Consider the following 26,010-nt stretch of genomic DNA (forward strand, 5'->3'; position numbering starts at 1 on the left):
AGTTAAAACGGTTTATTCAGCAGTTTTATGCCATTGTCTTATGAAGCAATGCATAATAGAAACCATCGCCACTCGTGCTATCAATCGGTAAGCATTGACGACCAATCGCCTGTTCGATACCCCAGCTACAATCCTCAGTAAACTCAATCGCTACTGCATCGTTATGATGAGTGATAAAATCTTGCATTTGCTCGACGTTCTCTTGCTTTAAGATAGAACATGTCACATACAGCAGATAACCACCAGCTTTAAGTTGTGGCCATAGATTATGCAAGATATCTGCTTGTAGCAGCGCCGTTTGCTCGATGTCTTCTTCGGTACGCAGGATACTGATATCAGGATGACGGCGAATTACGCCAGTCGCGGTACAAGGAGAATCTAATAATATCGCATCAAATACCGGCTCATTTGTCGCCGCTTTTTTATTCTTGCCATGCTGCCATCTGGTCGCATCTGCACAGACAATGTTCAATGCAATGCTGTTATCTGCTTGCTGCAAATCATGCTGACTCAGATTTAGGCGCTGTAAATTCTCACGAATACGCTCGATACGTGGTGCTTCGTTGTCAATAGCCGTTACCTTAATATCAGTAATCGCAGGTGACGTTTCAGATGATATCTCATTATTGTCTTGTTTCACGTGAAACAACGATGATTCGTCATTAGCGCTTATAAGCTCTAACCAGTGAGCCAATTTACCACCAGGTGCCGCACATGCATCTAAAATGTGTAGCTCATTATTATTACTTTCATTACTGTCGCTGTCAGTATTCGCACTTTCAGCGCTAAGCTTAGCCATTAATGCTTGATTAATAATCGGCGCAGCTAGTTGCGCATGCATGTCTTGTACGCTAGCCGTTCCTAAGGCAAAATCAGGCAAAGCGTTAACAGCGGTGCTTTGATGCAGTCTAAGACCTTTGGTTGATAGCGTGGTAGAAGTGGCAGACCCTGATGAGTTTGCTACCTTAAAACCAGTCGTTAGCTCAACGATATCTGCATCAATTTCTGCCCCATCGAGTGCTTGCTGATACTCCTCTACCGAAGTAACCGCCGAGTTTACTCGTAAAAACATCGGTGCTGGCTGGCGCAAGCCTTGGGTCAGCTCATCATACTGCTCGCTCCAATCTTGCTTAAGCTGATAAGCGAGCCAATTCGGTAGGCTGTGTTTTTTATCGCACTTCTTACGGAATTTGCTTGGATTCTTGGCGACTTTACGCAAAATAGCATTTACTAAACCAGTCGAGTGAGCGAATTCAATCTCTTTGGCAGCTTCAACGGTTTCATGAATTGCAGCATGGTCAGCCACTTCTAAATATAGCAACTGTACTAAGCCGACTTGAATAGTGGTACGCACTTCAACTTCGTCGATAGGGTTGTCTGCTAAGCTATCGAGCAAACGTGCCAGCGCATGCCACTGGCGCAATGTCGTGAGCAGTAACGCATGAGCAAAGCCTTTGTCACCATCGTGCAGACTATTCAGTAACGGGTCAAGGACGCTTGAGAGCGACTGACCGTTTTGAATAGCCAGTAAAGTGCGGATCACGCGTACGCGCACGCTGCCATTCATGATAAGGTTGCTTGACGGTTTGAGCTTGTTGTTTCTTGGCGCAGTGCTGGTTTGTCTCATTAAATTTGATTTCCTTGACGCCTAATCGATAGCGCCTTGTGCAAGTAGGTTAAATATAAGTAAAAACTAGTTTGATTCTTTAGTGAACTGGTCGCCATCATTTAATTGGTTGCCATGGCAAATTTGCTCGGCGGTCATCGGCTTACCACCCGCAAACTGTAAGTCGGTGATGGCTAAAGTGGTGGCTGATGATTCAGCTTCACTCTCTTTACCACAAGCGACTAGAATCGCTTTTCGGCCAACGCTCACCACAGTACCAGCAGGCTCATTGGTTTGCTGCGATGCATTCACAGGCAAGCTGGCCAATATTTTGACCCGCTGACCTACCAAAAAAGTATAAGCGCCCGGCCATGGCGTCAGGCCACGAATTTGGCGTTCAATCTCCGTGGCGGATTGCGTCCAGTCGATTTCGCCTTCGGTTTTGACCAGTTTTTCGGCGTAATTGGCTTTACTTTCATCTTGAGCTACCGCTTGCGCTTGATAAGGTACCAAGTCTTGTAGCACGGTACTAATAGCTGCCGCGCCTAGTTCAGCCATCTTATCATGAAGGCTCGTGGCGGTATCATCAGCATTAATAGGAGCGCTGACTTTGTAGAGCATGTCGCCCGTATCCAAGCCTTTATCCATTTGCATAATGGTAATGCCGGTCTCAGAATCGCCCGCCAATAAAGCACGATGAATCGGCGCTGCACCGCGCCAGCGTGGCAACAATGAGGCATGAATATTTAGACAACCATAAGTAGGCGTGGTCAATACACCAATCGGCAATATCAGACCATAAGCCGCAACAATCATGATATCTGGCTGATAAGTGCGCAAAGTCTGGCGCGCAGCCATGCCTTCGGTGCTAGATTTTTTAAAGGTAGCTGGTTGTTCAACCACAATATCATTGGTCAAAGCAACTTGCTTGACCGCAGACGCTGATAGCTTTTGCCCGCGACCTGCTTTGCGATCAGGCTGTGTATAGACCGCGACAATCTCTATATTAAGTGTGTCCTGCTGCTTGATGAGCGACTCAAGGCTGACAGCAGCAAACTCAGGCGTACCCGCGAATATTACTCTTAAGGGAGCGATACGCTGCTGCTCAGCAAGCGTAGGTGTCTGTTGCGGCTGGGTAGAATTTGTAGACAAATCAAAGGTGGAAGCAATTGTGGTCATAGTGGTGCATTATGTATGATTAATTCGTCCATTATAGGTGAGTTTACGACGTTGTGCCATGATTGTAATAGTGACAATCCAGCGTTACTAATGACACTATTTATCTTTATAATAGTAAAAAGCTCAGCTACTTATTCATAAATAAGCCAGAGCACGCAAACCTGTCAGATTTATCATTATTTTACGATCTGCCATCATGCCGACTTATTGTCGACTTAGGGTCATGCTTTTATGCAACAGTTTCAGTCTTTACAGCGCTTACTGCTCTTTTATACGTTGACACTATTGACCATGTTGTCACTGTACTACTTTGCGTTGTTTGACGATATTAAGACAGACAATAAGCAGCGGAGTATAGATACCTTTGAAACATTGCAGCATGCCGTTACTGAACACGCGCAGCCCCTAAACTCTGAAATTCAAGAAATACTGAGCGAGCCGTCTTTTGCAGGCATTAGTTATCAGATTATTTTTATGATGCCATCAGGGCAGACTCATATCCATCGTTATGTCCGTCCTAATGAGCGTGCATTTCCCACCGTCACCTTTCCTAATGTTATTACCTCATTGCCCTCTGATAGCAACAACTACGGCGCCTATACGCTCAACCCTCGCAACTTAACAGGAACGATTGAACTTGAGAGTGGTCATAAGCTCTATATCATATTGCGCCATAAACCCCTTGAAATAGACTGGATCTCCTATCGCTACTGGCTACCGCTAATGACGGCGATCATGTTCTTTATTATGGCGTTACTTTATACATTAAATCGCCAGACTAACTGGCAACAACTGATAGTTTATACCGATAATTTAAGTGCCAAAGCAAAGGATGCTTATTTGCCACCGCCGTTTGTTGACAAAAAATCGACGTCTGAGTTTTTGCGTCTAGGTCACGCGCTCAGTCGTATCAGTTACCAACTTCATAGTAACCATCGACGTATACAAACCTTGCAACATCGTCTTGAGCGTTTGGTTGAGCAAGCGCCGTTGCCGATGGTCATGATTATGCGTCACGGGCAGATTAGCTTTTTTAATCAACGTTTTGAGCGAGTATTTGATACATCATTCCAAAGTGATACCAACTACCAATTGACAGATTTTGTCTCAGCTGACGATGAATCGGTTCAGCTACTGCTCCAAAAACTCTCTAGCTTGCGCGTTACCCGCACTCTAAACGTTCGCGGTATAGAGAACCAGCAAGCCTATCAATTGCATATTACCCCATGGTTTGGCGAACATGGACAAGTACATGGCTTTACCGTGCTACTAAATAATGTCAATGAGCTTGTCAATCAGAACACTCAGTTGCAGCAAAAAAATCAACAGCTACAAGGCAAGATTGATGAACTTAGTGAGCTTAAACCCGCGATATATCACGAGCTGCATCAACCACTAGAGACGATAATCGACACCCTTGAAGCCGTCAATACTGATACTTTTTCTATCCAGCAGCATACTGTACTACAGACGTTAACGAGGTCGAGCGACGCGATGTTGACGAGTCTTAATGACATGCTGGGCATGGAAGAGATTGACGTCAAAAAAACGCACCTTAAGATTGAATCTGTTGATATCTATAAACTGGGACAACACATCAATGACTTAGTCATAGAGGATGCACGGCGCCAAGGGCTTGAGCTGCTTTATTTTTTTGATCCTGATTGTCCGCGCCATATTGACACTGATCGCAAACGCCTTTGCCAAGTCTTACTGAGCTTACTGGATAACGCCATCACCTCTACTCTTGCAGGCTCTGTTTCCCTAACGATCGAAGCCTTTGCTGACGCAGCTTTACCACTAAGCGTCAATGACAGTGTACTGGTTACCAATGACGACATGACAGCAAAAAACCCGCATAACTGGGTAAGGTTTAGCCTGCAACATACAGCTGTAGATAACACTTCGCGCAAACAAACACCGCCGCTTACTTACGTTAAGCAAACTGATGTTGCAGCTAATGACCAAATACAGCAACCGCTTGTGCAGGCAAATCTTGCACACACCAAAGCCAATACTTTTGCGCAATTATTGGGCGGCTTCCTTGAGTCAAATAGCTCGGATAATGACTGTAGCACCATCAATTTGTATTTACCTTGCCGTCGTCCAAGTTATCAGCCGGTCTATCACCTTAATGAGCAATTGACCAAAGTCCATCTGATTGCAGTAGTCAATCAAACGCTTGGTGCTGAACATTTGCAACGTTTATGTGACTACTTATCTATACCAGCTTCTATTTATACCACTATCAATAGTGCAACTATTAAGCAGTTAACAAAACAGCTCGCAAAAGATGGGCAAACACTGGCACCCGTTCTGCTGTTAGATTATGAATATTATGAGAGCAACGCAATCGTATTCCCTAAGCCAGCAGCAGGGGACGATAAAAACATCAATGATAGTAGACGCAAGAGCTTGAGCCGCTTATTGGCTAATATCTCGCTACCAACGATACTATTGAGCATGAAGCCTGAGCGCCGCATTCCTTCTATGCTATTAGATCAATGCGATGGTTTTTTGGCTAAGCCACTAGACAATGCTTTATTATTATCTGAGCTGCTGCGTTTGACACTACCAGTCAGGCAGACGTTGGTAACCGCACAAAGCACTGATACTGACAAATTTGATACCGATAATCTTGATAATGATAATCGGGCGCTGGTCACCGAGGTAGATGGCGCTACCATAGATATTTCTGACCACAAAACTACCAACGAGACCGCGCCACCGCTTATTTTGGTGGTAGAAGACAGTCCGACCAATCAAAAAATAGCGTGTAAGATATTAACCAAGCTTGGCTATCGTACCGTGGTCGCAGAAGATGGGCAGCAGGCGTTGAGTCAACTGCAAGCGCAGCATGAAGAGATTGCTCTTATTTTGATGGACTGCCGGATGCCGGTGATGGATGGCTTACAAGCGACCCAAGCGATTCGTGCGCAAGGGGATGATATTCCTATTGTGGCGTTGACAGCGAATAATACTGCAGAGGATCGCGATGCTTGCTTTGAGGTAGGCATGGATGAATTTTTGACCAAGCCTATCGATAAAAATAAGCTGCAATCGGTATTACAGAGTCTTATTAAAGATTAAGGCGTGCCCTCATTTCATCGTTATCAAAATGAAGACATGCCCTAATAGGTATCTTTGACACTCGCGATTTAAATTGGCTTGCAATTTAAACCAGAAAGAAAGTATGTATTGATAAATGTCACTTACTATCTCATAAAGCCGTTATCTGCTAAAAATGTCTCAGTGATGTTACTTGGTGTATTTTGCGCTGTCGCACTTGCACTTTGTGGCTTGGTTAGCAACCGCTCTAAATAGCGCGCGACAATATCCACTTCAACATTAACCTTATCGCCTACCAACCAATGCTGAGCAATATTGGTAACTTGTGCGGTATGCGGAATGATATTTAAAGAGACGATATTGTCGCGTACCAAATTCGTCGTGAGACTAATACCGTCAAGCGTAATCGAACCTTTGGTCGCTGTATAATGCGCCAACACTTGCGGTATTTCAATCTCAATATAGATAGAGCGCGCGTCTTTTTGCAATTTACGCACGACGCCGACACCATCGACGTGACCGGCGACAATATGACCACCAAAACGGGTGGTGGGCAACATCGCCTTTTCTAGGTTGACGATATGACCTGGTTTTAGCTCTTCTAACGCTGTATGCGCAATTGTTTCACGTGAGACATCAACCGAGTAATGATTGCTGCCAAAATCCACAACCGTCAAACAAATACCATTAGAAGCAATAGAGTCACCCAGTTTCACATCACTGAAGTCTAAATCATCAGACTCTATCGTCAAGCGTATGTCACCGCCTGTAGGCTGCATGGATTTGACCTTTCCGACACTTTCTATAATTCCGGTAAACATATCAACCTCATCTCATTATTATATTGCCGCGATAGACAACGTATTAGTATGTATTAAGAAGGCGTTTGTCTGCCTTTATCTTTTGGTGAAACATGCGTTTATTTTAAGCACACTATGGGATAAGTTGTGGATAAGTAATGAAAAATCAACCCATACACCGTTAAAAACCTAGGTTTTGACCAAGTTATCCACAGTAGAGCAGAGTCTAAGAATAAACCTGTAAATACTTAAAGACTAACAATAAGTAATTGATTTTAAAGGGTTTAATATATATTCTATATAAATTAAGGTCTTTTTGGTTTCATGTGAAACAAAGTTATACACAGTTTCATGTGAAACATTACCTGAATTTACTAACTTATCCACACTTAGCACATATTTAGTACAGACTGTGGGCAAGCTGTTTATAAGTGTTCATTTCATAAAGGCAATAAGGTCAGTTTAAGATCAGCACCAACTTGTTCATAACTGTCGATATCAAAACGCAGCTGCTGCGCCAACGATAGCGGATTAAAGTTCACCATCGGACGCGCCTGTGCGCCTAATAAACAAGGCGCTTGATAAACAACCAGCTCGTCGACCAACTGCTGGCTCAAAAAACTGCCTGCCACGCTGGCACCAGCTTCAACCAATACTTCATAACACTGATGCTCGCTGACTAAATTGTTTAATAACGCAATTAAGTTGTCCTCATGCCAATAAATCGTATCCACTCGACGGCATAACTGATAATCAGACTTTAAGCTGTGCGCTAAGCGCTGACGCCTATCGAGTACGACAACCTTGGGAGCAGGAACTTGCTCAAGCGCTATACCTAACTGGTTTGAGCGTACATTTAATTGAGGATTATCAACGATGACGGTTTCGCTACCTGTAATAATGGCGCCACTGCGGGCACGTAGCTTTTGCACATCCTCGCGAGCAGCGACACCTGTAATCCACTTCGACTCCCCTGTCGCCATCGCCGTACGACCGTCAAGACTGGTGGCTATTTTAAGCCGTACATAAGGCATCTGGGTACGCATCGCCTTCAAAAATCCGCGATTTAAGGCTTCTGCTTGCTGCGTTAATACACCAATAGTGACGTTAATGCCCGCCTCTTCGAGTAAACGCACACCACGTCCAGCGACTTGTGGATTGGGATCTAAACCTGCAATCACTACCCGCTTAACACCCGCAGCAATCAGCGCAAGCGCACAAGGCGGCGTACGACCTGTATGACTACACGGCTCCAGTGTCACATAAGCGGTTGCGCCTACTGCTCGCGTACCAGCCTCTTTCAGCGCAAATACCTCGGCATGAGGCTCCCCTGCTTTCGGGTGAAAACCTTGACCAACGATATCTTCTGCCTGAACAATGACACAGCCTACCGCTGGATTGGGCCTAGTAGTATAGAGACCATGCTTACCCTGCTCGATAGCAAGCATCATAAAATAGCGGTCTTGGGCATCTTGCTCATGGCTTGAAAGCTTATGATTTGAGGTTTTATGGTTTGAAAGCGTCATAAAGAGGTGCACTTAATAAAAAAATAGCTAATAAAGGCTACTTAACGTTGTCGTCCGTTTTTTCGCTGGGACGAATGTTAGCAATTTCTTGGTGAAAGGCATCGATATCTTGAAAATCACGGTACACACTGGCAAAGCGTACATAAGCGACGTCATCGAGCGTCTTAAGCTCGCTCATAATAATCTCACCTAAGACTTTGCTGCTAATTTCACGCTCACCCATTTGCCGTACACGCTTTTCGATACGACTAATCATTGCCTCTTGCTCATCAATGGTAATGGGACGTTTTTGTAGCGGCAAGAGTATAGAGCGGCGCAGCTTTTCGTTATCGTAAGGCTCAATCTTACCGCTTGATTTGATAATTCTTGGCATCACCACCTCTACCATCTCAAACGTGGTAAAGCGCTCTTGGCAACTATTACAGGAACGGCGGCGACGCACTTGCGCCCCTTCTGCTGCAAGCCGTGAGTCAATCACTTTGGTCTCTGACGCATTACAATATGGGCAATGCATACTATTTTCCTTGTCTTAATACATTAAAGGCGGCAACATGAAAGCCATATTGAAGCGCTAATTAGGATGAATGTATGAAACTTTTTAACCATTATTTTCCAATAGAAAAAGACTTAACAAAGCTATTTACCAATACAGAAACTGCCAAAAATTTTACCTAGTAAATCATCAGCGCTGAACTCACCAGTAATCTCACCCAAACTATGCTGAGCTTGACGTAAGCTTTCAGCCACCAATTCACCGGCTTGAAAGACGGTTAACTGCTCGTGCGCTTCTGCCAAATAATTTGCCGTGCGCCTGAGTGCATCCAAGTGCCTTGTACGGGCAATAAGACTGTTTTCGGGCGGATGGAAACCCACTTTAGCACACAACGCTTCGACCAATGTATCGATACCAGCGCCTGTTTCACATGAAACATTGACTTGTTCATAACCACGATTTTTTATTTCAATCTGTGAAGCGGACATGGCATCCTCGTCACTCAAACCGTTTAATAAGTCGCTTTTATTGGCAATGATTAATAATCGCTTAGCCTCTGGTAGCTTGCCAAATAACTGCTCAGCCAGCTGTAGTGGCGTACTCTCTTCCTCAAGGTCGCGGGTCACGTCATAGACCATCATCAACATATCAGCCTGCGTAATAGCGGTACGCGCGCGCTCAATGCCAATACGCTCCACGGTGTCTTGCGTCTCACGTAGGCCAGCCGTATCGGTTAGGTGCAGCGTTAGACCGTTGAGTACTACGGTCTCTTGTAGCGTATCGCGTGTGGTGCCTGCGACGTCAGTGACGATAGCGCGCTCTTGTCCTGCTAGACGGTTTAGTAAGCTTGATTTGCCTGCATTCGGCCTACCTGCCAATACCACATGAATACCATCACGTAATAGCTGACCTTGTTTTGCGGTCGAGAGTACTTGCTGGATTTTTTGTTGCGTGTTCTCAAGATTGGCCTGTATAACGCCATCGGATAAAAAATCAACATCTTCTTCATCGGGGAAATCAATGGCGGCTTCAACATGTAAACGCAGATGAATAAGCTGCTCCAGCAATTCATTAATTTTTTGTGAAAACTCACCACTTAGCGAGCGTATAGCACTACTGGCAGCGGCAGCACTAGTCGCATCAATCGCATCAGCGATAGCCTCTGCTTGTACCAAATCCAGCTTATCGTTATCAAAAGCGCGGTAAGAAAACTCGCCAGCACTGGCTTGTTTGGCACCCAATTCAAACACGCGCGCGAGTAACTGATTTTGCAAAATCATGCCGCCATGCCCTTGCAGCTCAATCACATCTTCACCAGTAAAGGAATGTGGGCCCTTAAAATACAATACCAAGCCTTCGTCAATGGTCGTGCCATCAGCCTGATAAAAACGGCAGAAGCTGGCCATACGCGGGGTAAACGCCGACTTACCCGTGAGCTGACAAGCGATAGCATAGGCACGTGCGCCTGACAGACGAATAACCCCAACACCCCCGCGCCCAAGCGGTGTAGCAATGGCGGCAATGGTAGCCAATCCAGATGAATCAGTTGGGGCTAACGCCGCTTTGACAGAATCCACACTTATTCTCATTAACTAAAAACTCCATTATAGACGGCTCGGCGCAGGCTGACAAAACAAACTTTAAATAGCGGTATTTTGCGCTTTTTAACACGTATCAACATAAGCAAACATTAGGTTTGACGTATAAAAAAACCACCGCTTGTGCGATGGTTTTATTCATTATAAAGCAGACTGCTTGTTGCTTAATCAAGCACCTTGACGGTACGACGCTTTTGCTCTTCGTCGACTTTTTTATTCACAATATATTGCTGAGTCATACTAAACAAGTTGTTCACCGTCCAGTATAGAACCAGACCTGCTGGGAAGAACAGCATGAAAGCGGTAAAAATAATCGGTAAAAACTTCATTACCTTGGCTTGCATCGGATCAGCGGGCTGCGGGTTTAGCTGCTGCTGTATAAACATCGACGCACCCATGAGCAATGGTAATATAAACCATGGATCCATCGCTGATAAATCCTGAATCCATAAGATCCACGGTGCATGACGCAACTCAACACTTTCAACCAGTACCCAATATAACGCTAAGAAAATCGGCATTTGCATTAAGATAGGCAAACAACCCGCCATCGGATTGACTTTCTCTTCTTTATAAATCGCCATCATCTCTTGCGACATTTTCATACGATCATCGCCGTGCTCTTCTTTGAGCACTTTGAGTCTTGGTGCAATGGCACGCATCTTCGCCATTGAGTAGTAGCTCTTGTTTGAGAACCACATCAGCGCAATTTTAACCAAGACAGTCAGTAGAATAATTGACCAACCCCAGTTACCAATGACTTTATGAATGCCTTCCAAGATAGCAAACAAGATTTTTGATATTGGCCATAGCAAGCCATAATCGACAGTTTTGTTCAAACCAACTGCCACATCTTTGAGCTCAGACTGTACCTTTGGCCCAGCATATAGCGTTGCATTTAACGTCACTTGCTTGTTTGGTGCAACATTGACTGGCTGACTGTTAAAGCCGATAAAGTACTCATCAGCCGTTTCACGACTGAAGAACTTACCCGTGAAGTTTTCAGGCGTCCATGCAGAGACAAAATAATGCTGCACGATGCCAACCCAACCTTTATCACTGGTCGTAGTCAACTCACCATCACTAAAGTTACCAAATTTCAGCTTATTGTAAGGATCATCAGGGGTGCCCCAAGCGCCGCCCAAATACGTCGCCATGCTTAGCGCGCCTTTGTCAGACATGCCAGGATCTTTACTATCATCACGTTTTAACTGAGCAAACATCTGCCCTTGCCAAGCAGCGGCAGAGGCATTTTGAATTTGATAACTGATATCAATCGGATATTTGTCTTGCGTAAAGGTAAAGGTCTTAGTAATCGTCACGCCGTCTTTTTTATAAGTAAGCGGTACAGATAACGTTTGCTGCCCTTTTCCCATGACGTAATTATTAGCAGTATGACTGTAATTGGCACGACCTTCTGCGGTGTCAATACCATCTTGACCAATCAGGCCAGACTGAGCCACATAGACGCGATTACTATTATTTTCTAACAGTACAAAAGGCGTCTCGCTATCGAGCGTCGCGTTATACTGCTTAAGCGCAGCATAAACGATATCACCGCCTTCTGGATTGATTTTTATATCATAGCGATCAGTGGTGACTGTGATCAGCCCAGCATCTTTCGCAGGGGTAGCCGTCACAATGCCGTTATCGGCTGTCACGTTATCCACCGTCTGTACCGGAATATCACCTGCTGCGCCAGTCGTAGAGGGAATATCAGCACCCACTGACGTTGCAGCTTCTGGTGCCGTGTCTACAGCTGGTGCATCGGCATAGTCATCTCGCCATGCCAAAATCAGCAGATAAGCGGTGATTAGCATCGCAATGATGATCATCACCCGAAATATCTTTTGCATAAACCTTTCCTAGATTAAAAAATTAGGGAATGAAAAATTAGGGCATGTGTCATGACCACGGATCGCCGTTATCTATTAGCGCTGTGACAACGTACTAGCAGTCATTTACATAAAATGTGCATCATTTTACTAAAAATCCACCCTAAATGATACCAACAGTGTGGATAACTTGTGGGTAACTCAATAGATATCCACAAGTTATCCAGTTACTAACACGTTTTACGGCTGTCTCATCATATGGTTTAGGCGAGAAACATAGCTTGTAGTGTCTTTACCAACATATAAACCTTGAGCTTTAACAATCGCTAGCTCGATAGGGGATAAATATTGATAGAAATAAGAGGATAAGGGCAGCGGTACAAAATCGATGCCGTGGCCGCCTAACGGATGACAGCGGCTAATACGTTTTAACAAAAGCCAACTGCCTGACCAGACACCATGACACGCTACCGCTTGTTTACCATAATTAGAACAAGTTGGATAATAGCGACAACGGGCAGGGATAATTGGACTTATTATCTTTTGATAAAAAAAAATAAAATAATAAATCAAAAAAAATAAATATTTATTTATTTTTAAAATAATGAAATTCATTTTATTTTTTTTCTATTTTTTTAAATATATTATTTATCTCATTTATTAATTCTTTATTATCTAAATCTTTAATAGATTTTTTAACAATGAAAACAATATCCTTGTTTTCTAGTTTTGCAGATTTTACGCGGAACTGCTCACGTATTTGACGCTTGATTAAATTTCGCGCCACCGCAGTAGGTACTTTACGCTTGGTAATAGCCATACCGACTCGCGGCTGCTCGTGAGCATTGGTACGTATAAAAGCCATCAAATGGCTCTGGTGCAGCTTGCGCTCTGGGGCATCAAACACCTCACGGAAAGCTGCAGGCGTCAGCAGGCGTTGCTGTTTAGTGAAGCGGGCGGTCAAGGTAGCTGGAGCAGTATTGGACATAGTACAACCTAGTATCAGAGCGGGTGACAATATCAGAAGAATCATAAAATATAGAGACAAAAAAAGCGCCGATGTGGGCGCTTTTAATATATGGCTACGTGTCAGTTGTGATGATTGACTATCGCAATCTATAAATAATAGAAACACAACAAGCACTATTAGCCATGCTCATCGTCATCTACTAATTATACAGTAAGACGATGACGTCCTTTAGCGCGGCGACGAGCTAAGACCTGACGGCCTTTTTTAGTTGCCATACGAGCACGGAAACCGTGAGTACGTTTACGCTTGATCACGCTTGGTTGGAATGTACGTTTCATAACTCACCTATCAAAATAATGGACTAAATTCGTAATAACGGAGGATTATACCACCGCATAGTATCTTGGTCAATGAACTAATTTAATCGATGTTTAGATGAGTAGAGTACATTGTCTCTAAAGCCGTTTTTCTGATTACTCTTGCATCATCAATCTGTGGCTAGTGAATCCAGTTTAATTCCCTAGAAGTCCTTCTTTGTTAATTTAAACTTTTGAAAGTTATCCACAGAAATCTTTGAACTCTATAATAATTAACTATTAATATATATAAGTATTGTTGTTATTGGGAGGCCTATTATCTGTGGTTAAGTCAAAATTACCCTTTATTATCAAAATACTAGACTATGGGTAACCCTGTGGATAACCTGTGGGTGGAATATGGATAACTCGTGTTGTTAACTTATCCACAAAACTATCCACAGCCTTATCCACAAAAAACAGGATGTTATCCACAGGGTATTGTGTTAGATTAACACCCTACTTGATATGTGATTTTGCATATTCTCTAAGAGCGTTTTTGAGGTGATATTCATAGGCAATATGGATGTTGGTTGAGCAGTTATGCCGTTTAGGGCAATTTATTATTTCAGATTATGGGGTTATTATTTTTCATGATAGACACAGCAACTATTTGGGATAAGTGCCTAAACGATTTGCGTTATAACGTCAAAGATAACGTATTTACGATGTGGTTAAGACCCTTATCAGCCCATCAGGAAGCGCAGACGCTCATTATTCTTGCACCGAACGATTACTTTGTAACGTATATCAAAAAAAACCATTTGCAAGATATTCAGCAGCTGGTGGCCAAGCACAGTCAAGGTAGTATCGAGGAAGTGATCGTGCGGGTCGATAATGCAGGTCGTGAGTCGAACGACAATAATCAGTCGCAGTCAGGTTCGCTATTTGTAGAAGATAACCCCTCCCCTCCCCCTGACGAGCACAAATTTGAATCCATACATCAGAATAATGCGCGCGCAGATATCGATGCCAACATGCGTCATGCTACCCTAGCAGAATCTGCTGATGCCAAATCATTAAGCTATCTAAATCCTGATTTTACCTTTGAGACCTTTGTCACTGGTAAGTCTAACAACCTTGCGTACAAGGCTTGTTATGAGCTTGGTAAGCGTCAATCAAAGAATCGTCACAATCCTTTATTTATATATGGTCCTTCAGGATTGGGAAAAACTCATTTAATGCATTCGGTAGCGCACCGCTATTTAAAAAACAATCAAAGTTTTTATTATTTCACTTCTGAAAAATTTATTAATCAATTGGTTTATTCATTAAGAAATAATAAAATAGAAGATTTTAAAAAGAAAATAAAAAAAGTAGATTTATTAATTGTAGATGATATTCATGTACTAGCAGGAAAGACCAAGAGTAGTAATGAGTTTTTAACGTTATTTGCGGATTTTACCAGTGGTGACAAGCAACTGATTTTGGCATCAGATCGTCATCCATCGCAGATGACGGAATTTGATGAACGTTTTAGATCGCGTTTTTCTTGGGGTTTGACGGTGGCTGTTGATCCGCCTGAGATTGATACACGAGTACAAATCTTACAGAAAAAAGCAGCATCACACGGCATGACGCTCCCTAAGGAATGCGCTTTATTTATCGCTCAAAACGTGGTGTCAAATGTCCGTCGTTTAGAAGGTGCTCTAAATCAAGTATTTGCCAATGCTAACTTGACGGGTGCACAGATTACTCTTGAAATGGTGCAATACGCGCTAAAAGACATCGTCGCGATGCGGGTGCAAGCCGTCAATATGGATAATATCCGCAAAGTGGTCGCTGAATACTACGATGTGACTATCAAAGACATGATGGGACGCAAGCGTACGCGTAGTATTGCTAGACCACGGCAAATAGCCATGGCATTATCACGTGAATTGACCAGCGATAGCTTTCCGGAGATTGGACAGTCTTTTGGCGGACGGGATCATACGACGGTGATGCATGCTTGTGATAAAGTTAATGAGCTACGCGCCGCCGACCCAGCGTTTGATAAAGATTACAAGACACTTGCTCTGATGTTACAAGCAGGTTAAAGCTATATGTTACGATTAATTTTAGGCTGTAGCTACGCTATTTTTAGGCCGTGGTTACACTGTATTTTAGTCGGTTGATATGGTTTATAATATTGCGAGTACCAACCGACAGATACCTTGTGGATTATCGTCAGTAGACAGGGTATTATTAAGCCATTATTTTACATTTATATAAAAATAATCATTCAAATAAGAGTAACCAAGCATGCAATTATCGATTAATCGAGAGTCGTTACTAAAAGCTATTAACTTGATCGCCAAGGCCGCTGACAAACGCCACAATATGGTTATCTTGGGTAATATCAAGCTACAGTTGTCTGAGTCAGTGCTTATTTTGACAGCCTCTGACTTAGAGGTAGAGCTGACATCGACGTTGAAATTGCCTGCTGGTGCTTGTGTTGAAGCAGGAACAACCACTTTACCTGCGACAAAACTTAGAGATATCTGCAAATCCTTACCCGCACAAGCACAAGTTACGCTTGCCACCCAAGAAAACGAGCGTTGTTTGCTGACGAGTGGTAAGAGCCGCTTTACCTTGGGTACATTGCCTAGTGAAGATTATCCAAGCTTGGGCAATCCCGAAAATATCACGCCGTTGACCATTAGCCGTAGCCGTTTGACGGATTTGATTCATAAAACCCAGTTCGCCATGGCCATTCAAGATGTGCGCTATTATTTAACTGGTATGCTGTTTGATGTTTCACAACAGCAGCTAACCACTGTTGCAACTGACGGCCACAGACTGGCATTGGCACGTAGTGTCATTGATGTCAGTAGCGACTTAAATATGCAAGCCATCTTGCCGCGCAAAGCGGTGATTGAGCTTGAGCGTTTGGCTTCTGAGCTTGGTAAGATGTTGGGTGATCAAGATAACGCAGTGACGCTAAGCTTTGGTCGCGAGTTTTTGCAAGTAAGCTTGCCGTTCGGTGAAGTGGATAGTGCAGGGCAGGTGAGTGATAATCTAATGGTGACCTTTACCGCACGTTTAATCGACGGTAAGTTTCCTGACTATCGTCGCGTCATGCCAAGCAATACCGATAAATTGGCCTTATTTAATCAAGAAAAAATGACAGATGTGCTACGCCGTGTCGCGATTTTAAGTAACGAAAAATCACGTGGCGTCGTCTTTAATTTCGCCAGCGATGGTATGGTGGAAGTACGCGCTAATAACGCTGAGCAAGACGAAGCGGTTGAGATGATACAAGCTAAGTATCAAGGTGAGCCGATGGAGCTGTCCTTTAATGCTGCCTATTTGCAAGATGTGCTAAGTGTCATCCAAGGGGATCTGCAAATGCATATGAGCCAATCTAACGCCTCAGTACTAGTAAATCAGCTAAACGATGAATTCCATCAATATGTCATCATGCCAATGCGTATATAGTGCTTTTTTTTGTAGAAAACGGTGCAGTTAGACGGTAGCACTTGTCCAGTGAGACGAGGTCGCTGTCTTTGTAGTATTGTTTTTAAGCCCGTTTTCATATTTAAAACTAACCTCTGCAACCTCGCAAAATCTATAATTAATTAAACTTTTGCCTGCTAATAATCGGATGGTAAAAATAGGCGGCTGTCGATATTATGATTGAACGTCTACAAATTTCACACCTACGTAACCTCAGTCAAGTCAATCTACCTGCCACTGCTTGCAACGTCATTATCGGCGCGAATGGTAGTGGTAAGACCTCGCTATTGGAAGCGATATTCTTGCTATCACGAGGTAAGAGTTTTCGTCATCACCAGCCTAAACGCTATATTCAGCACCATCAAAATAGCGCAACCGTACATGCTAGACTTAGTGATAGCAGCACTTTAGCGATTCAAAAGCAAGCTGATGCGACGACGATACTACGTCTTAATCAAAGCACCGTTTACAATCAAAGCATCTTAACCGAACAGCTCCCCACACTATTAATAGATCCCTCTACTATGGATATGTTAGAGCAGGGCAGTGCCAGTCGTCGGCAGCTGTTGGATTGGTTGGTGTTTCACATGAAACAAGGCTTTCATCCACAATGGGTAGCTTATCAACGGCTATTAAAACAGCGCAATAGTTTGCTAAAAAAATCACGCCACTTGACCCAAGTTCAACTTACTGAGCTTAGAGCATGGGACAGAGGTCTGAGTAGTCATGCGGCACTTATCCATCACTATCGCGAACGAATATTTAGCGAATGGCAGCCTTATTTTGCTCAAAGCATTGCTCAGTTATTGCCTGCTTATGCCGAGCAATTGAGCTTGAGCTATAGTGCCGGTTACGACACCAGTGTTGCGCTCGATGTACAGCTTAATGAGCGCTTAGAACAGGATTTGCAGCTGGGCTATACCCGCATCGGTAACCACCGTGCCGATATTCATGTCCATTGGCGCTCTAGCGAGCCGCTAGCCATACATGAAGGGCAGGAAACTAAAAACACGACAGTAGAAGGCGATATACACACGAAATTGCCCGTTTTAAGAGAGCAGGCCGCTAATGTGTTATCGCGCGGTGAAAAGAAGCTATTGATTACCGCATTGCGCTTATCACAGTTGCCGCTGCTACTTAATACTGAAAAAGATGCGGATATCTCTAACAATGATTTTAAATCGCGAGTGACGCCCGTGGTATTGTTAGACGATATCACTGCAGAGCTTGATGATAGGGCGATTGAGATTTTATTGTCAACGCTAGCGCAGCTACCTTGTCAAGTATTTATGACCAGTTTGACCGATGATATCGTACCGCTAGTCAATACATTATGGTCAAAACCTAACATGTTTCATGTGAAACAAGGTCAAATTTCTCCTGACAACTAAGCATAAATATTGATATTTTTGTTTTAATTCCTCCTCGTCAACTTTGCATTTCATCCATAATTTACCCTCTTATTTTTCGGTAATTCTTACCGACTTAAAATACCTGATAGATAACGATAAAACTGCCAGTAAACAGTGACTTAGAAGCAAAAAAATGCTAAAATAGGGCTTTATTTTTGTCCTATTCTCAGTAAGTTATCTTATGGCGTGATATAGAGTTTTTTTATTATCTATAAAATTCTAAGTGGCTGATAAATATGTGTTTTATTTATTTTACTTGGCTTTAATAATGTTTAAAAGAACAGAAGCTAGTATTAAAAATACCGAGCGCTAATTTTATGTCTGTAATGACATGCCACAAAGTTGTAGCTAACACTGTTTAGCTAATGATACGCATGACAGGCTTTGACCATAAAACGTTAAGTCTAAGATAACATCGTGAGGCGTCACCGTAATGGTGCGCCCGTGATGGGCTGATAATGGCTAGATTAAGGAATGCACATGAGTGATTCATTACCTACCGATTACGAGCAATTGACGGCCGATACGACAGTTTCAGATGCTATGGTGTCGGATACTGTCGTTGACACGATTGTCCCTGCCGCCGTTCAAGGATTACCCTCTGATTACAGCTCCAAAGATATCCGTGTTTTACGCGGTTTAGAAGCCGTGCGCGTGCGTCCTGGGATGTATATCGGTGATACCGATGACGGCACCGGCTTGCATCATATGGTCTTTGAGGTGGTGGACAACTCTATCGATGAAGCATTGGCCGGTCATTGTGATCAGATCGATATCGTCATTCACGAAGACGAATCGGTCAGTGTCATGGACAATGGTCGCGGCGTCCCTGTTGATATCCATCCAGAAGAGGGGGTGTCAGCGGCACAGGTTATCATGACCGTGCTGCACGCAGGTGGTAAGTTCGATGATAACAGCTATAAAGTCTCAGGCGGTCTACATGGTGTCGGCGTCTCGGTCGTTAACGCCTTGTCCAAAAAGCTTGAAATGAATATCTGGCGTGAAGGCTATCACTACCATCAGACGTATACCGATGGTGTGCCTGATGCTGACATTCAGCAAATGGAAGCAACGGATAAAACGGGCACCCAAATCCGCTTTTATCCTAGTAACGATGTCTTTACTGGCACTATCTTCGAATATGATATTTTAGCCAAGCGTTTACGTGAGCTGTCGTTTTTGAACTCAGGTGTACGCATCGTCTTGACCGATGAGCGTATCGATAAGCGTCATGAGTTTGAGCATAAAGGCGGATTGTCAGAGTTTGTCAGCTATATTAATGCGGGCAAAGATGGCGTCAACGAAGTCTTCCATTTTGATAGTGAGCAAGACGATGGCATCAGTGTCGAAGTGGCCCTACAATGGACGGACACTTATAACGAAAAAGTATTGTGCTTTACCAACAACATCCCGCAGCGCGATGGTGGTACGCATTTATCAGGCTTTCGTTCGGCATTGACCCGCTGTCTAAACAGTTATATGGATCGTGAAAACTTATTCAAAAAAGAGAAAGTGACGGCGACGGGCGATGATGCGCGTGAAGGTTTGACGGCGATTGTCTCGGTTAAAGTGCCTGATCCAAAATTCTCTAGTCAAACCAAAGACAAGCTGGTCTCAAGCGAAGTAAAGTCTGCTGTTGAATCAGCCATGCATGATAAGTTCAACGACTTTTTGTTAGAGAATCCAACGGCTAGTAAAGCCATTGCGAATAAAATCATCGATGCAGCACGAGCACGTGATGCCGCTCGCAAAGCACGTGAAATGACACGTCGTAAGACCACTTTGGATATCGCCGGTTTGCCTGGTAAGTTGGCGGATTGCCAAGAAAAAGATCCAGCGCTTTCAGAGCTGTATATCGTGGAGGGTGACTCTGCGGGTGGTTCAGCCAAGCAGGGTCGTAGCCGTAAGACCCAAGCGATTTTGCCACTAAAAGGTAAAATCCTAAACGTTGAGCGTGCGCGTTTTGACAAAATGTTGTCGTCTGCGGAAGTAGGTAACTTAATTACTGCGCTTGGCTGTGGTATCGGTCCTGATGAATATAATCCTGATAAAGTACGCTATCACAAAATCATCATCATGACCGATGCCGACGTTGATGGGTCACACATTCGTACCTTGCTGTTGACCTTCTTCTTCCGTCAAACGCCAGAGCTGATCGAGCGTGGCTATATTTATATCGCTCAGCCACCGCTATACAAAGTGAAAAAAGGTCGTCAAGAGCTGTATCTAAAGGACGATGAAGCCTTAAAAGCTTATCTATTGTCATCAACAATTGACAATACCAAGCTGCATATTAGTGCTGATGCGCCTGCCATTACTGGGCAAGCATTAGAGACGCTATTGAATGATTATAACCAAACGCAGCTGATCAAAGCCCGTTTGCAAATTCGTTTTCCAGCGGTAATTTTGGATGCTTTAACGCATACGCCAAAGCTTAGCACTGATATGACTTACGATAAGTCTGCTATGCAAGCGTGGCAAGAAGCCATGCAAACTCAGCTTGAGCACTTTGGTAGTGATCTGAGCCCTGAGATTGAATTGGCCAATATTCATGCGCCGCAACCAAAGAATATGGATGCTGCCGCTGCAGACTTATTGGGTATGAGGCCTGCGGTAGAAATTGCAGATGGCACAGTGTCTGATAGTGAGGCGTTATCAGCCAAGGCACAATGGTTGCCACGTATCACTGTTTATGTGCATCAATTAGCCCACCATTATCTGCTAGATGCAAGCTTTATCAACTCAGGTGAATATACTAAGTTGCTACGATTATCGGCTGAATGGAACACCTTACTTGAGGAAGATGCCTTTATCCGTCGTGAGGCAACAGCAGGTACGACCAAAGATATCCCAGTGCGTGACTTTGATTATCTCTGGCAACAGATGATGCTGGATGCGCGTCGTGGTTTGGCAATCCAGCGCTATAAAGGGCTAGGGGAGATGAACGCTGATCAGCTTTGGGATACCACTATGGATCCTGAAAACCGTCGCATGCTACGCGTCACGATCGAAGATGCTATCGCGGCGGATCATATGTTTACCTGCCTAATGGGTGATCACGTTGAGCCACGTCGTATCTTTATCGAAGAAAATGCGTTAACAGTGTCTAATTTGGATATTTAGCTTTTAAGTTTTGAGATTATAGACCTTGAAGTTTGAATATAAGTATTTATTGGTATAAAGTCATCTTGCTCGCAAGGTGGCTTTTTTCATATGAAACATTACCAGTAAAATAGTGAGGGTAACACTATGCTAAACGCAGAACAAAAGAAGTATTTGTCACAACTATCAAAAACGTCTTTAATTGATTTTGTCTCTGATGTGTATGGTGTAGATAAAATGCTCGATAAAAAAATTGAGCGTCTGCTATTACAATCAGATAAGCCTAAACTTATAAAAAAGTTAACCACTACACTAAAAGGACTTAGAAGACGAAGGAAGTTTGTAGATTATTGGGAGTCTAGCGAATTTGCTACTGAGCTTCAGCACTTAGCCAGTGACATAATGAGCCTTTACCCTGAGCAACCACAAGAATGCTTGACGTTACTTGAGTTATTTATAGAATCTACTAATACTAGCTTAGGGCGTGCTGATGATTCCAACGGTTATATTGGTGATATTTATAGGAGTTTGACCGCATCTTGGCTGACAGTGGCTAGCACATGCTATGAGCAAGAAAAGCGAGACATACCTGTTGATGAGCGCGATATACTCAGCCATGCTTGGATAAAGAAAGTAAAATTGCTGGCTGACGATAATGATTATGGTACTAAAGATAGTTTGTTAGAAGATATTAATGAGCTGTTATCTGAGCCTGAGATACGTGGATTGATCGCTGATTATCAACAAGAGCGTGAGAATATCCAAACAAAAAAGGCAAATGAAGATGCGCTCAATGAAAGGCAAAACAGCCCTTTAAGCGATGATGCTTTTTCGATTAACTATGAAAAAATGGTAATTGAGATCGCCATAAAAAATCTATCAAGGGCGCTAGGTGATGTGGAATTTTTTGAAACGATCTTTTTTGAGATGCAAGAGACTAGACCAGTTCATCCTCGAAGATTAGAAGAGTTGCTAACATTTTTGCTAAATCAAAGAGCTTTTGATAAGGCACTACACTACTTAAATGAAGAGTGGCAAAGCGATGGTCTGTTAGATAAGACCAGACGCTTGGATTGGCTAAGTCACATATATCACATGCAAAAAAATACCGATGCGCTCATGGAAGTGCTAGGCGAGGTATTTGAGCTGCAACCAAGCCCTTTAAGGCTAAAAGCTATCATGGCTGAGGCCAGTCCTGCTCAGCAAGCTCAGTGGCGAAAAAGAGCTTATGAGCTGGCAGAGCAACAAGAAAATGTATTTATGGCAACATCACTACTGCTAGAAATAGGAGAGGTTGAGCTTGCCAATCAGGTCGCAGTTGCCCGTTATTGCCAGTTTGCTGATGTACATTATACAGCGCTAACCGGCATGTTAAAGGAGTTGCCAGCTGAGACTGATTTACTTCAAGTTATTATTTATCGCACTTTACTTAATGATATTCTAGACAGCTCTCGCAGCAAAGCCTATGGTCACGCGGCTCGCTACTTCAACCGTCTAACAAAGCTTGATACGGTTATTAGTCAATCGTCTAAGCCTTACAGCGAACTTGCAACCCATAAAAAATATGTTATTACGCTTAAAGATAAGCATGGCAAAAAGCGTAGTTTTTGGGAAAAGGTAAACGATTAAATCGATGTGATGTTTCACGTGAAACTTCGCTAGATAAATCATTATAATAAGTGGACACCAAAATGATTGAAGTTGTGTTGCTGGCTATCGCTTTAGCCATGGATGCATTTGCTGTCGCGATTGGGCTGGGTGCTAAGTCGCAAAAACAAAGCAAGCAGTATTTGTTACGTTTAGCTGTTTATGCGGCGTTATATTTTGGTATTGCGCAGGGCGTGATGCCATTGATTGGATATTTGTTAGGCGCAGCACTTTTAGGCTGGTTGGCTGCTGCTGCACCTTGGATCGGTGGCATTATACTGATCGGTCTCGGTGGCAAGATGCTTTATGAGGTGTTTACTGGTGATGGGGAGGATGCGGTAGACAGTGCGCTTCACCTAAAGGCTGGTGCTATTGATACGACTGGTGATACCGTTGCCGCCATAGGCAGTGGAAACGGCAGTATCAATCATCGCACTATGTTTACGCTCGCCATTGCCACCAGTATTGATGCGATGGCGGCAGGGTTTACCCTTAATTTATTGGCATTGAATGCATGGTTAGCATGTTTAATTATCGCTGTAGTAACGGCTATATTTGGGCTATTCGGTGTTTATCTAGGCTGGCGCTCTGGTACATGGTTAGAGGATAAAGCCGAAGCATTAGGTGGTTTGGTGCTTATTTTAATTGGTATAAAAATCATGTTTTTTGGCTAGATAACTAGGGCGTGTTGAACATTCATAAATGAACACTGATGATCGCTAAAATTGTTCCAGACACGGCGCAAGTCGAAGATTATGTTGATACCTTAGCTCGAATTGCAACACAGTATGGGGCAATTTTAGCATCAGCCTAAAAAATAGTCTCTGTCAGTGCCACGATTGAATGTTCAACACGCCCTATAATGAGTGAAAAGTAATATCGATAAATCAGCAATACCGTCGCGTTTTAAGGTATTTAACTATATTCCATTTTGACTTATTTTCTCAATAAAAAGCACCGCTCTGGGTTCCAGAGCGGTGCTTTTTTGTTTCACGTGAAACTTTAAGAATTAAAAACAGTAACTACTATTCTTCATCAGTGTTAAAACGCCATGCCAATATACGGGTGTTTTTCTGTCCTTGGCTCATCTCAATAATGCGCATCTGTGTGACATCAAGCTGCTTTAGCAATAGCTGTAAAGGTTTTACGTTTTCAGACTTCGAGACTAAGCTAGTAAACCAGCCAACATGCTCAGCGAAATCTTGGCTCTCTTTTATCATCTTAGTCAAAAAGGTAATCTCGCCACCTTCACTCCATAGCTCTTTATGCTGACCGCCGAAGTTTAGGTTTTGTGCCGCATTGCCAGATTTCGTTGAATGTCGGCTTACTTGCTCGTTTTCATTCTTGCCACGATGGCGTTGCAAATTATGCTGCTTGCGGGTATTGGATTCCATCGCTTCTTCTAGTGACGCATGGAATGGCGGGTTGCACACGACCACATCGAAGTAATCTTGACGACCGATGATACCTGCAAAAAACTTCTTCGGATTGGGTTGTAGTTTTACTTTCACTGCGCCTTTTAGCTTTGGATTGGCTTCACAAATCAATGCCGCGGTATTGACCGAAATAGGGTCGATATCGCTCGCGGTAAAGCGCCAACCGTAGCTTTGGCTGCCGATAATAGGGTAAATAGCACTGGCACCAGTACCAATATCTAAGGCATGGATTTCTTTACCCATCGGCGGTGTATTATCGTCATTCATGTGCGTGGTTTGCGCCAATAAGTCAGCGATGTAATGAATATAATCGGCACGCCCCGGAATCGGTGGACACAAATAACCTTCAGGAATGTCCCAAAATTTAACGCCATAATAATGGGCCAATAGCGCCTGATTAAGCACTCTTACCGCTTGATGATCAGAGAAGTTAATCGTTGGCTCGCCATTAGGATTGGTAATCGTATGCTTGGCAAGCTCAGGCAAAGCGCGGGTCAATACCGCAAAGTCATAGCGGCCTTGGTGCGGATTGCGTGGATGCAGCTGGCCTAATTTTTTGGCAGTCTCAGGTGATCTGTTTCTGTGATTGTTAGCGGTCGGGCGACGGTTCATAGGCTTACTGGTCATAGTATCGGGCTTTGATGTTTGAATATAATCAACCATTTTAGCAGATTTCGCGGCTAACGAATGTCTTATCGGCTACGTAAAATCAGGTTTAATCCCAATACGATCATCGCGGTACCTAAGACGCGGTCAATCCAATGCTCAAAGCGTTGAAAGCGACGATGTATCGCAGGAATGGAGAGTAACATCACTACGGTGCTAAACCATGCCATCTGTAAGACCATCATCCATACGCCATAAATGGAAAGCTGCCAAAGTGGTATATTAGGTGACAATACCAAGGTAAATATAGCGACAAAATAGACGGGCGCTTTTGGGTTAAATACATTACAAAAAAAGCCACGACGTAGAATGGCGAAAGTTGAGTCGCTATTCATAGAAGGTTTTTTGGTAGGAAGCAGCGGTGTTTGCTCGGTAGACTTAGTGTTTGAAGTATCAATGCCTACATTTTCTGAAGCTGCTAAATCTAATGGTTTTTTCGGTTTGGCTTGAATACCTTGCCATCCGAGATAAATCAGATAGCTACCACCCAACCATTTAATAGCGGTCAATAGCGGCTGTGAATGGGCGATCACTGTTGCCAGTCCCAGCACCGAATAGATAATGTGTACAGCAAGACCCAAGGTAATACCAAGGCTACAAATCAAACCTGTGCGCCGACCTTTTGCCAATGTCTGCTGTGATACCAAGACAAAATCAGGCCCTGGAGAGGCAGCAGCGAGTAGATGAACTCTGGTGATCAGCAAAAAACCGTGCCAAAATTCCATAAAAAGCTCTGAGTCATGTCTTAGGTTGAATAATAGTTGCACTTATCGCAAATCAGGTCAACTGATATTGAGGTCAGCTGTTGATGGAAACGCTAAAACGGTGCTTGCGTTGCAAAGAGCGTATGTCTATATTGAAAGTCAGTAGTATTCAC

General features: G+C 43.5%; 19 protein-coding genes. 7 read left to right on the forward strand and 12 right to left on the reverse strand.

The window, feature by feature from the left end:
* Nucleotides 1-25: 25 nt before the first annotated feature.
* Both CXF65_RS09585 and fmt read right to left on the reverse strand, forming a co-directional pair.
* Nucleotides 26-1,627: a transcription antitermination factor NusB gene (locus CXF65_RS09585; protein WP_101211880.1), complete on the reverse strand. Its 1,602-nt coding sequence runs from the start codon at nucleotides 1,625-1,627 to the stop codon at nucleotides 26-28.
* Between the two features lie 66 nt (nucleotides 1,628-1,693).
* Nucleotides 1,694-2,785 (reverse strand): methionyl-tRNA formyltransferase, encoded by a 1,092-nt coding sequence (gene fmt, locus CXF65_RS09590; protein WP_101211881.1) that lies wholly within the window; start codon nucleotides 2,783-2,785, stop codon nucleotides 1,694-1,696.
* A gap of 231 nt (nucleotides 2,786-3,016) precedes the next feature.
* Here fmt and CXF65_RS09595 point away from each other — a divergent pair, with 231 nt between their 5' ends.
* Nucleotides 3,017-5,875, forward strand: coding sequence for a response regulator (locus CXF65_RS09595; RefSeq protein WP_101211882.1), 2,859 nt, complete (start codon nucleotides 3,017-3,019; stop codon nucleotides 5,873-5,875).
* Nucleotides 5,876-6,000: 125 nt separating this feature from the next.
* On the opposite strand, the gene CXF65_RS09600 is transcribed toward CXF65_RS09595, so the two are convergent.
* The 8 genes from CXF65_RS09600 to rpmH all read right to left on the reverse strand — a co-directional run bounded on the left by CXF65_RS09600 (nucleotide 6,001) and on the right by rpmH (nucleotide 13,414).
* Entirely contained in the window at nucleotides 6,001-6,675 is a 675-nt protein-coding gene (locus CXF65_RS09600) for a riboflavin synthase (protein WP_101211883.1), read from the reverse strand.
* A gap of 419 nt (nucleotides 6,676-7,094) precedes the next feature.
* On the reverse strand, nucleotides 7,095-8,180 hold the full coding sequence (gene ribD / locus CXF65_RS09605; protein ID WP_101211884.1) for a bifunctional diaminohydroxyphosphoribosylaminopyrimidine deaminase/5-amino-6-(5-phosphoribosylamino)uracil reductase RibD: 1,086 nt from the start codon (nucleotides 8,178-8,180) through the stop codon (nucleotides 7,095-7,097).
* A gap of 37 nt (nucleotides 8,181-8,217) precedes the next feature.
* Entirely contained in the window at nucleotides 8,218-8,694 is a 477-nt protein-coding gene (gene nrdR / locus CXF65_RS09610; RefSeq protein WP_025651988.1) for a transcriptional regulator NrdR, read from the reverse strand.
* 122 nt (nucleotides 8,695-8,816) lie between these two features.
* Nucleotides 8,817-10,262 carry a tRNA uridine-5-carboxymethylaminomethyl(34) synthesis GTPase MnmE gene (gene mnmE / locus CXF65_RS09615; RefSeq protein WP_101211885.1) on the reverse strand — a complete coding sequence of 482 codons (1,446 nt, stop codon included), beginning with the start codon at nucleotides 10,260-10,262 and terminating at the stop codon, nucleotides 8,817-8,819.
* A gap of 173 nt (nucleotides 10,263-10,435) precedes the next feature.
* On the reverse strand, nucleotides 10,436-12,127 hold the full coding sequence (gene yidC / locus CXF65_RS09620; protein ID WP_101211886.1) for a membrane protein insertase YidC: 1,692 nt from the start codon (nucleotides 12,125-12,127) through the stop codon (nucleotides 10,436-10,438).
* A 219-nt stretch (nucleotides 12,128-12,346) separates the two neighbouring features.
* Nucleotides 12,347-12,721 carry a membrane protein insertion efficiency factor YidD gene (yidD, locus tag CXF65_RS09625; RefSeq protein WP_101211887.1) on the reverse strand — a complete coding sequence of 125 codons (375 nt, stop codon included), beginning with the start codon at nucleotides 12,719-12,721 and terminating at the stop codon, nucleotides 12,347-12,349.
* A gap of 1 nt (nucleotide 12,722) precedes the next feature.
* A complete protein-coding gene (gene rnpA, locus CXF65_RS09630; protein WP_101211888.1) occupies nucleotides 12,723-13,094 on the reverse strand; it encodes a ribonuclease P protein component in 372 nt (123 codons plus the stop codon).
* Nucleotides 13,095-13,279: 185 nt separating this feature from the next.
* Nucleotides 13,280-13,414, reverse strand: a complete 135-nt coding sequence (gene rpmH / locus CXF65_RS09635; protein WP_007394757.1) for a 50S ribosomal protein L34 — start codon at nucleotides 13,412-13,414, stop codon at nucleotides 13,280-13,282.
* Between the two features lie 611 nt (nucleotides 13,415-14,025).
* Here rpmH and dnaA point away from each other — a divergent pair.
* From dnaA to CXF65_RS09665, 6 genes are all read left to right on the forward strand, one after another.
* On the forward strand, nucleotides 14,026-15,471 hold the full coding sequence (dnaA, locus tag CXF65_RS09640) for a chromosomal replication initiator protein DnaA (RefSeq protein ID WP_025651994.1): 1,446 nt from the start codon (nucleotides 14,026-14,028) through the stop codon (nucleotides 15,469-15,471).
* A 205-nt stretch (nucleotides 15,472-15,676) separates the two neighbouring features.
* Entirely contained in the window at nucleotides 15,677-16,852 is a 1,176-nt protein-coding gene (gene dnaN / locus CXF65_RS09645) for a DNA polymerase III subunit beta (RefSeq protein ID WP_101211889.1), read from the forward strand.
* A gap of 194 nt (nucleotides 16,853-17,046) precedes the next feature.
* Nucleotides 17,047-18,261: a DNA replication/repair protein RecF gene (gene recF / locus CXF65_RS09650; protein WP_101211890.1), complete on the forward strand. Its 1,215-nt coding sequence runs from the start codon at nucleotides 17,047-17,049 to the stop codon at nucleotides 18,259-18,261.
* Between the two features lie 564 nt (nucleotides 18,262-18,825).
* Nucleotides 18,826-21,405 (forward strand): DNA topoisomerase (ATP-hydrolyzing) subunit B, encoded by a 2,580-nt coding sequence (gyrB, locus tag CXF65_RS09655; RefSeq protein WP_227523247.1) that lies wholly within the window; start codon nucleotides 18,826-18,828, stop codon nucleotides 21,403-21,405.
* A 126-nt stretch (nucleotides 21,406-21,531) separates the two neighbouring features.
* Nucleotides 21,532-23,013: a DUF6880 family protein gene (locus CXF65_RS09660; RefSeq protein WP_101211892.1), complete on the forward strand. Its 1,482-nt coding sequence runs from the start codon at nucleotides 21,532-21,534 to the stop codon at nucleotides 23,011-23,013.
* A gap of 62 nt (nucleotides 23,014-23,075) precedes the next feature.
* Nucleotides 23,076-23,705 (forward strand): manganese efflux pump MntP family protein, encoded by a 630-nt coding sequence (locus CXF65_RS09665; protein WP_025651999.1) that lies wholly within the window; start codon nucleotides 23,076-23,078, stop codon nucleotides 23,703-23,705.
* Between the two features lie 351 nt (nucleotides 23,706-24,056).
* On the opposite strand, the gene rlmF is transcribed toward CXF65_RS09665, so the two are convergent.
* The gene (rlmF, locus tag CXF65_RS09670; protein ID WP_101211925.1) at nucleotides 24,057-25,094 is read right to left on the reverse strand and encodes a 23S rRNA (adenine(1618)-N(6))-methyltransferase RlmF; all 1,038 of its coding nucleotides are present in this window, start codon (nucleotides 25,092-25,094) and stop codon (nucleotides 24,057-24,059) included.
* 65 nt (nucleotides 25,095-25,159) lie between these two features.
* Nucleotides 25,160-25,858, reverse strand: a complete 699-nt coding sequence (locus CXF65_RS09675) for a LysE family translocator (RefSeq protein ID WP_101211893.1) — start codon at nucleotides 25,856-25,858, stop codon at nucleotides 25,160-25,162.
* Between the last annotated feature and the right edge of the window lie 152 nt (nucleotides 25,859-26,010).

It is taken from the genome of Psychrobacter sp. Sarcosine-3u-12, from assembly GCF_002836005.1.
GTDB classification, from domain to species: domain Bacteria; phylum Pseudomonadota; class Gammaproteobacteria; order Pseudomonadales; family Moraxellaceae; genus Psychrobacter; species Psychrobacter okhotskensis.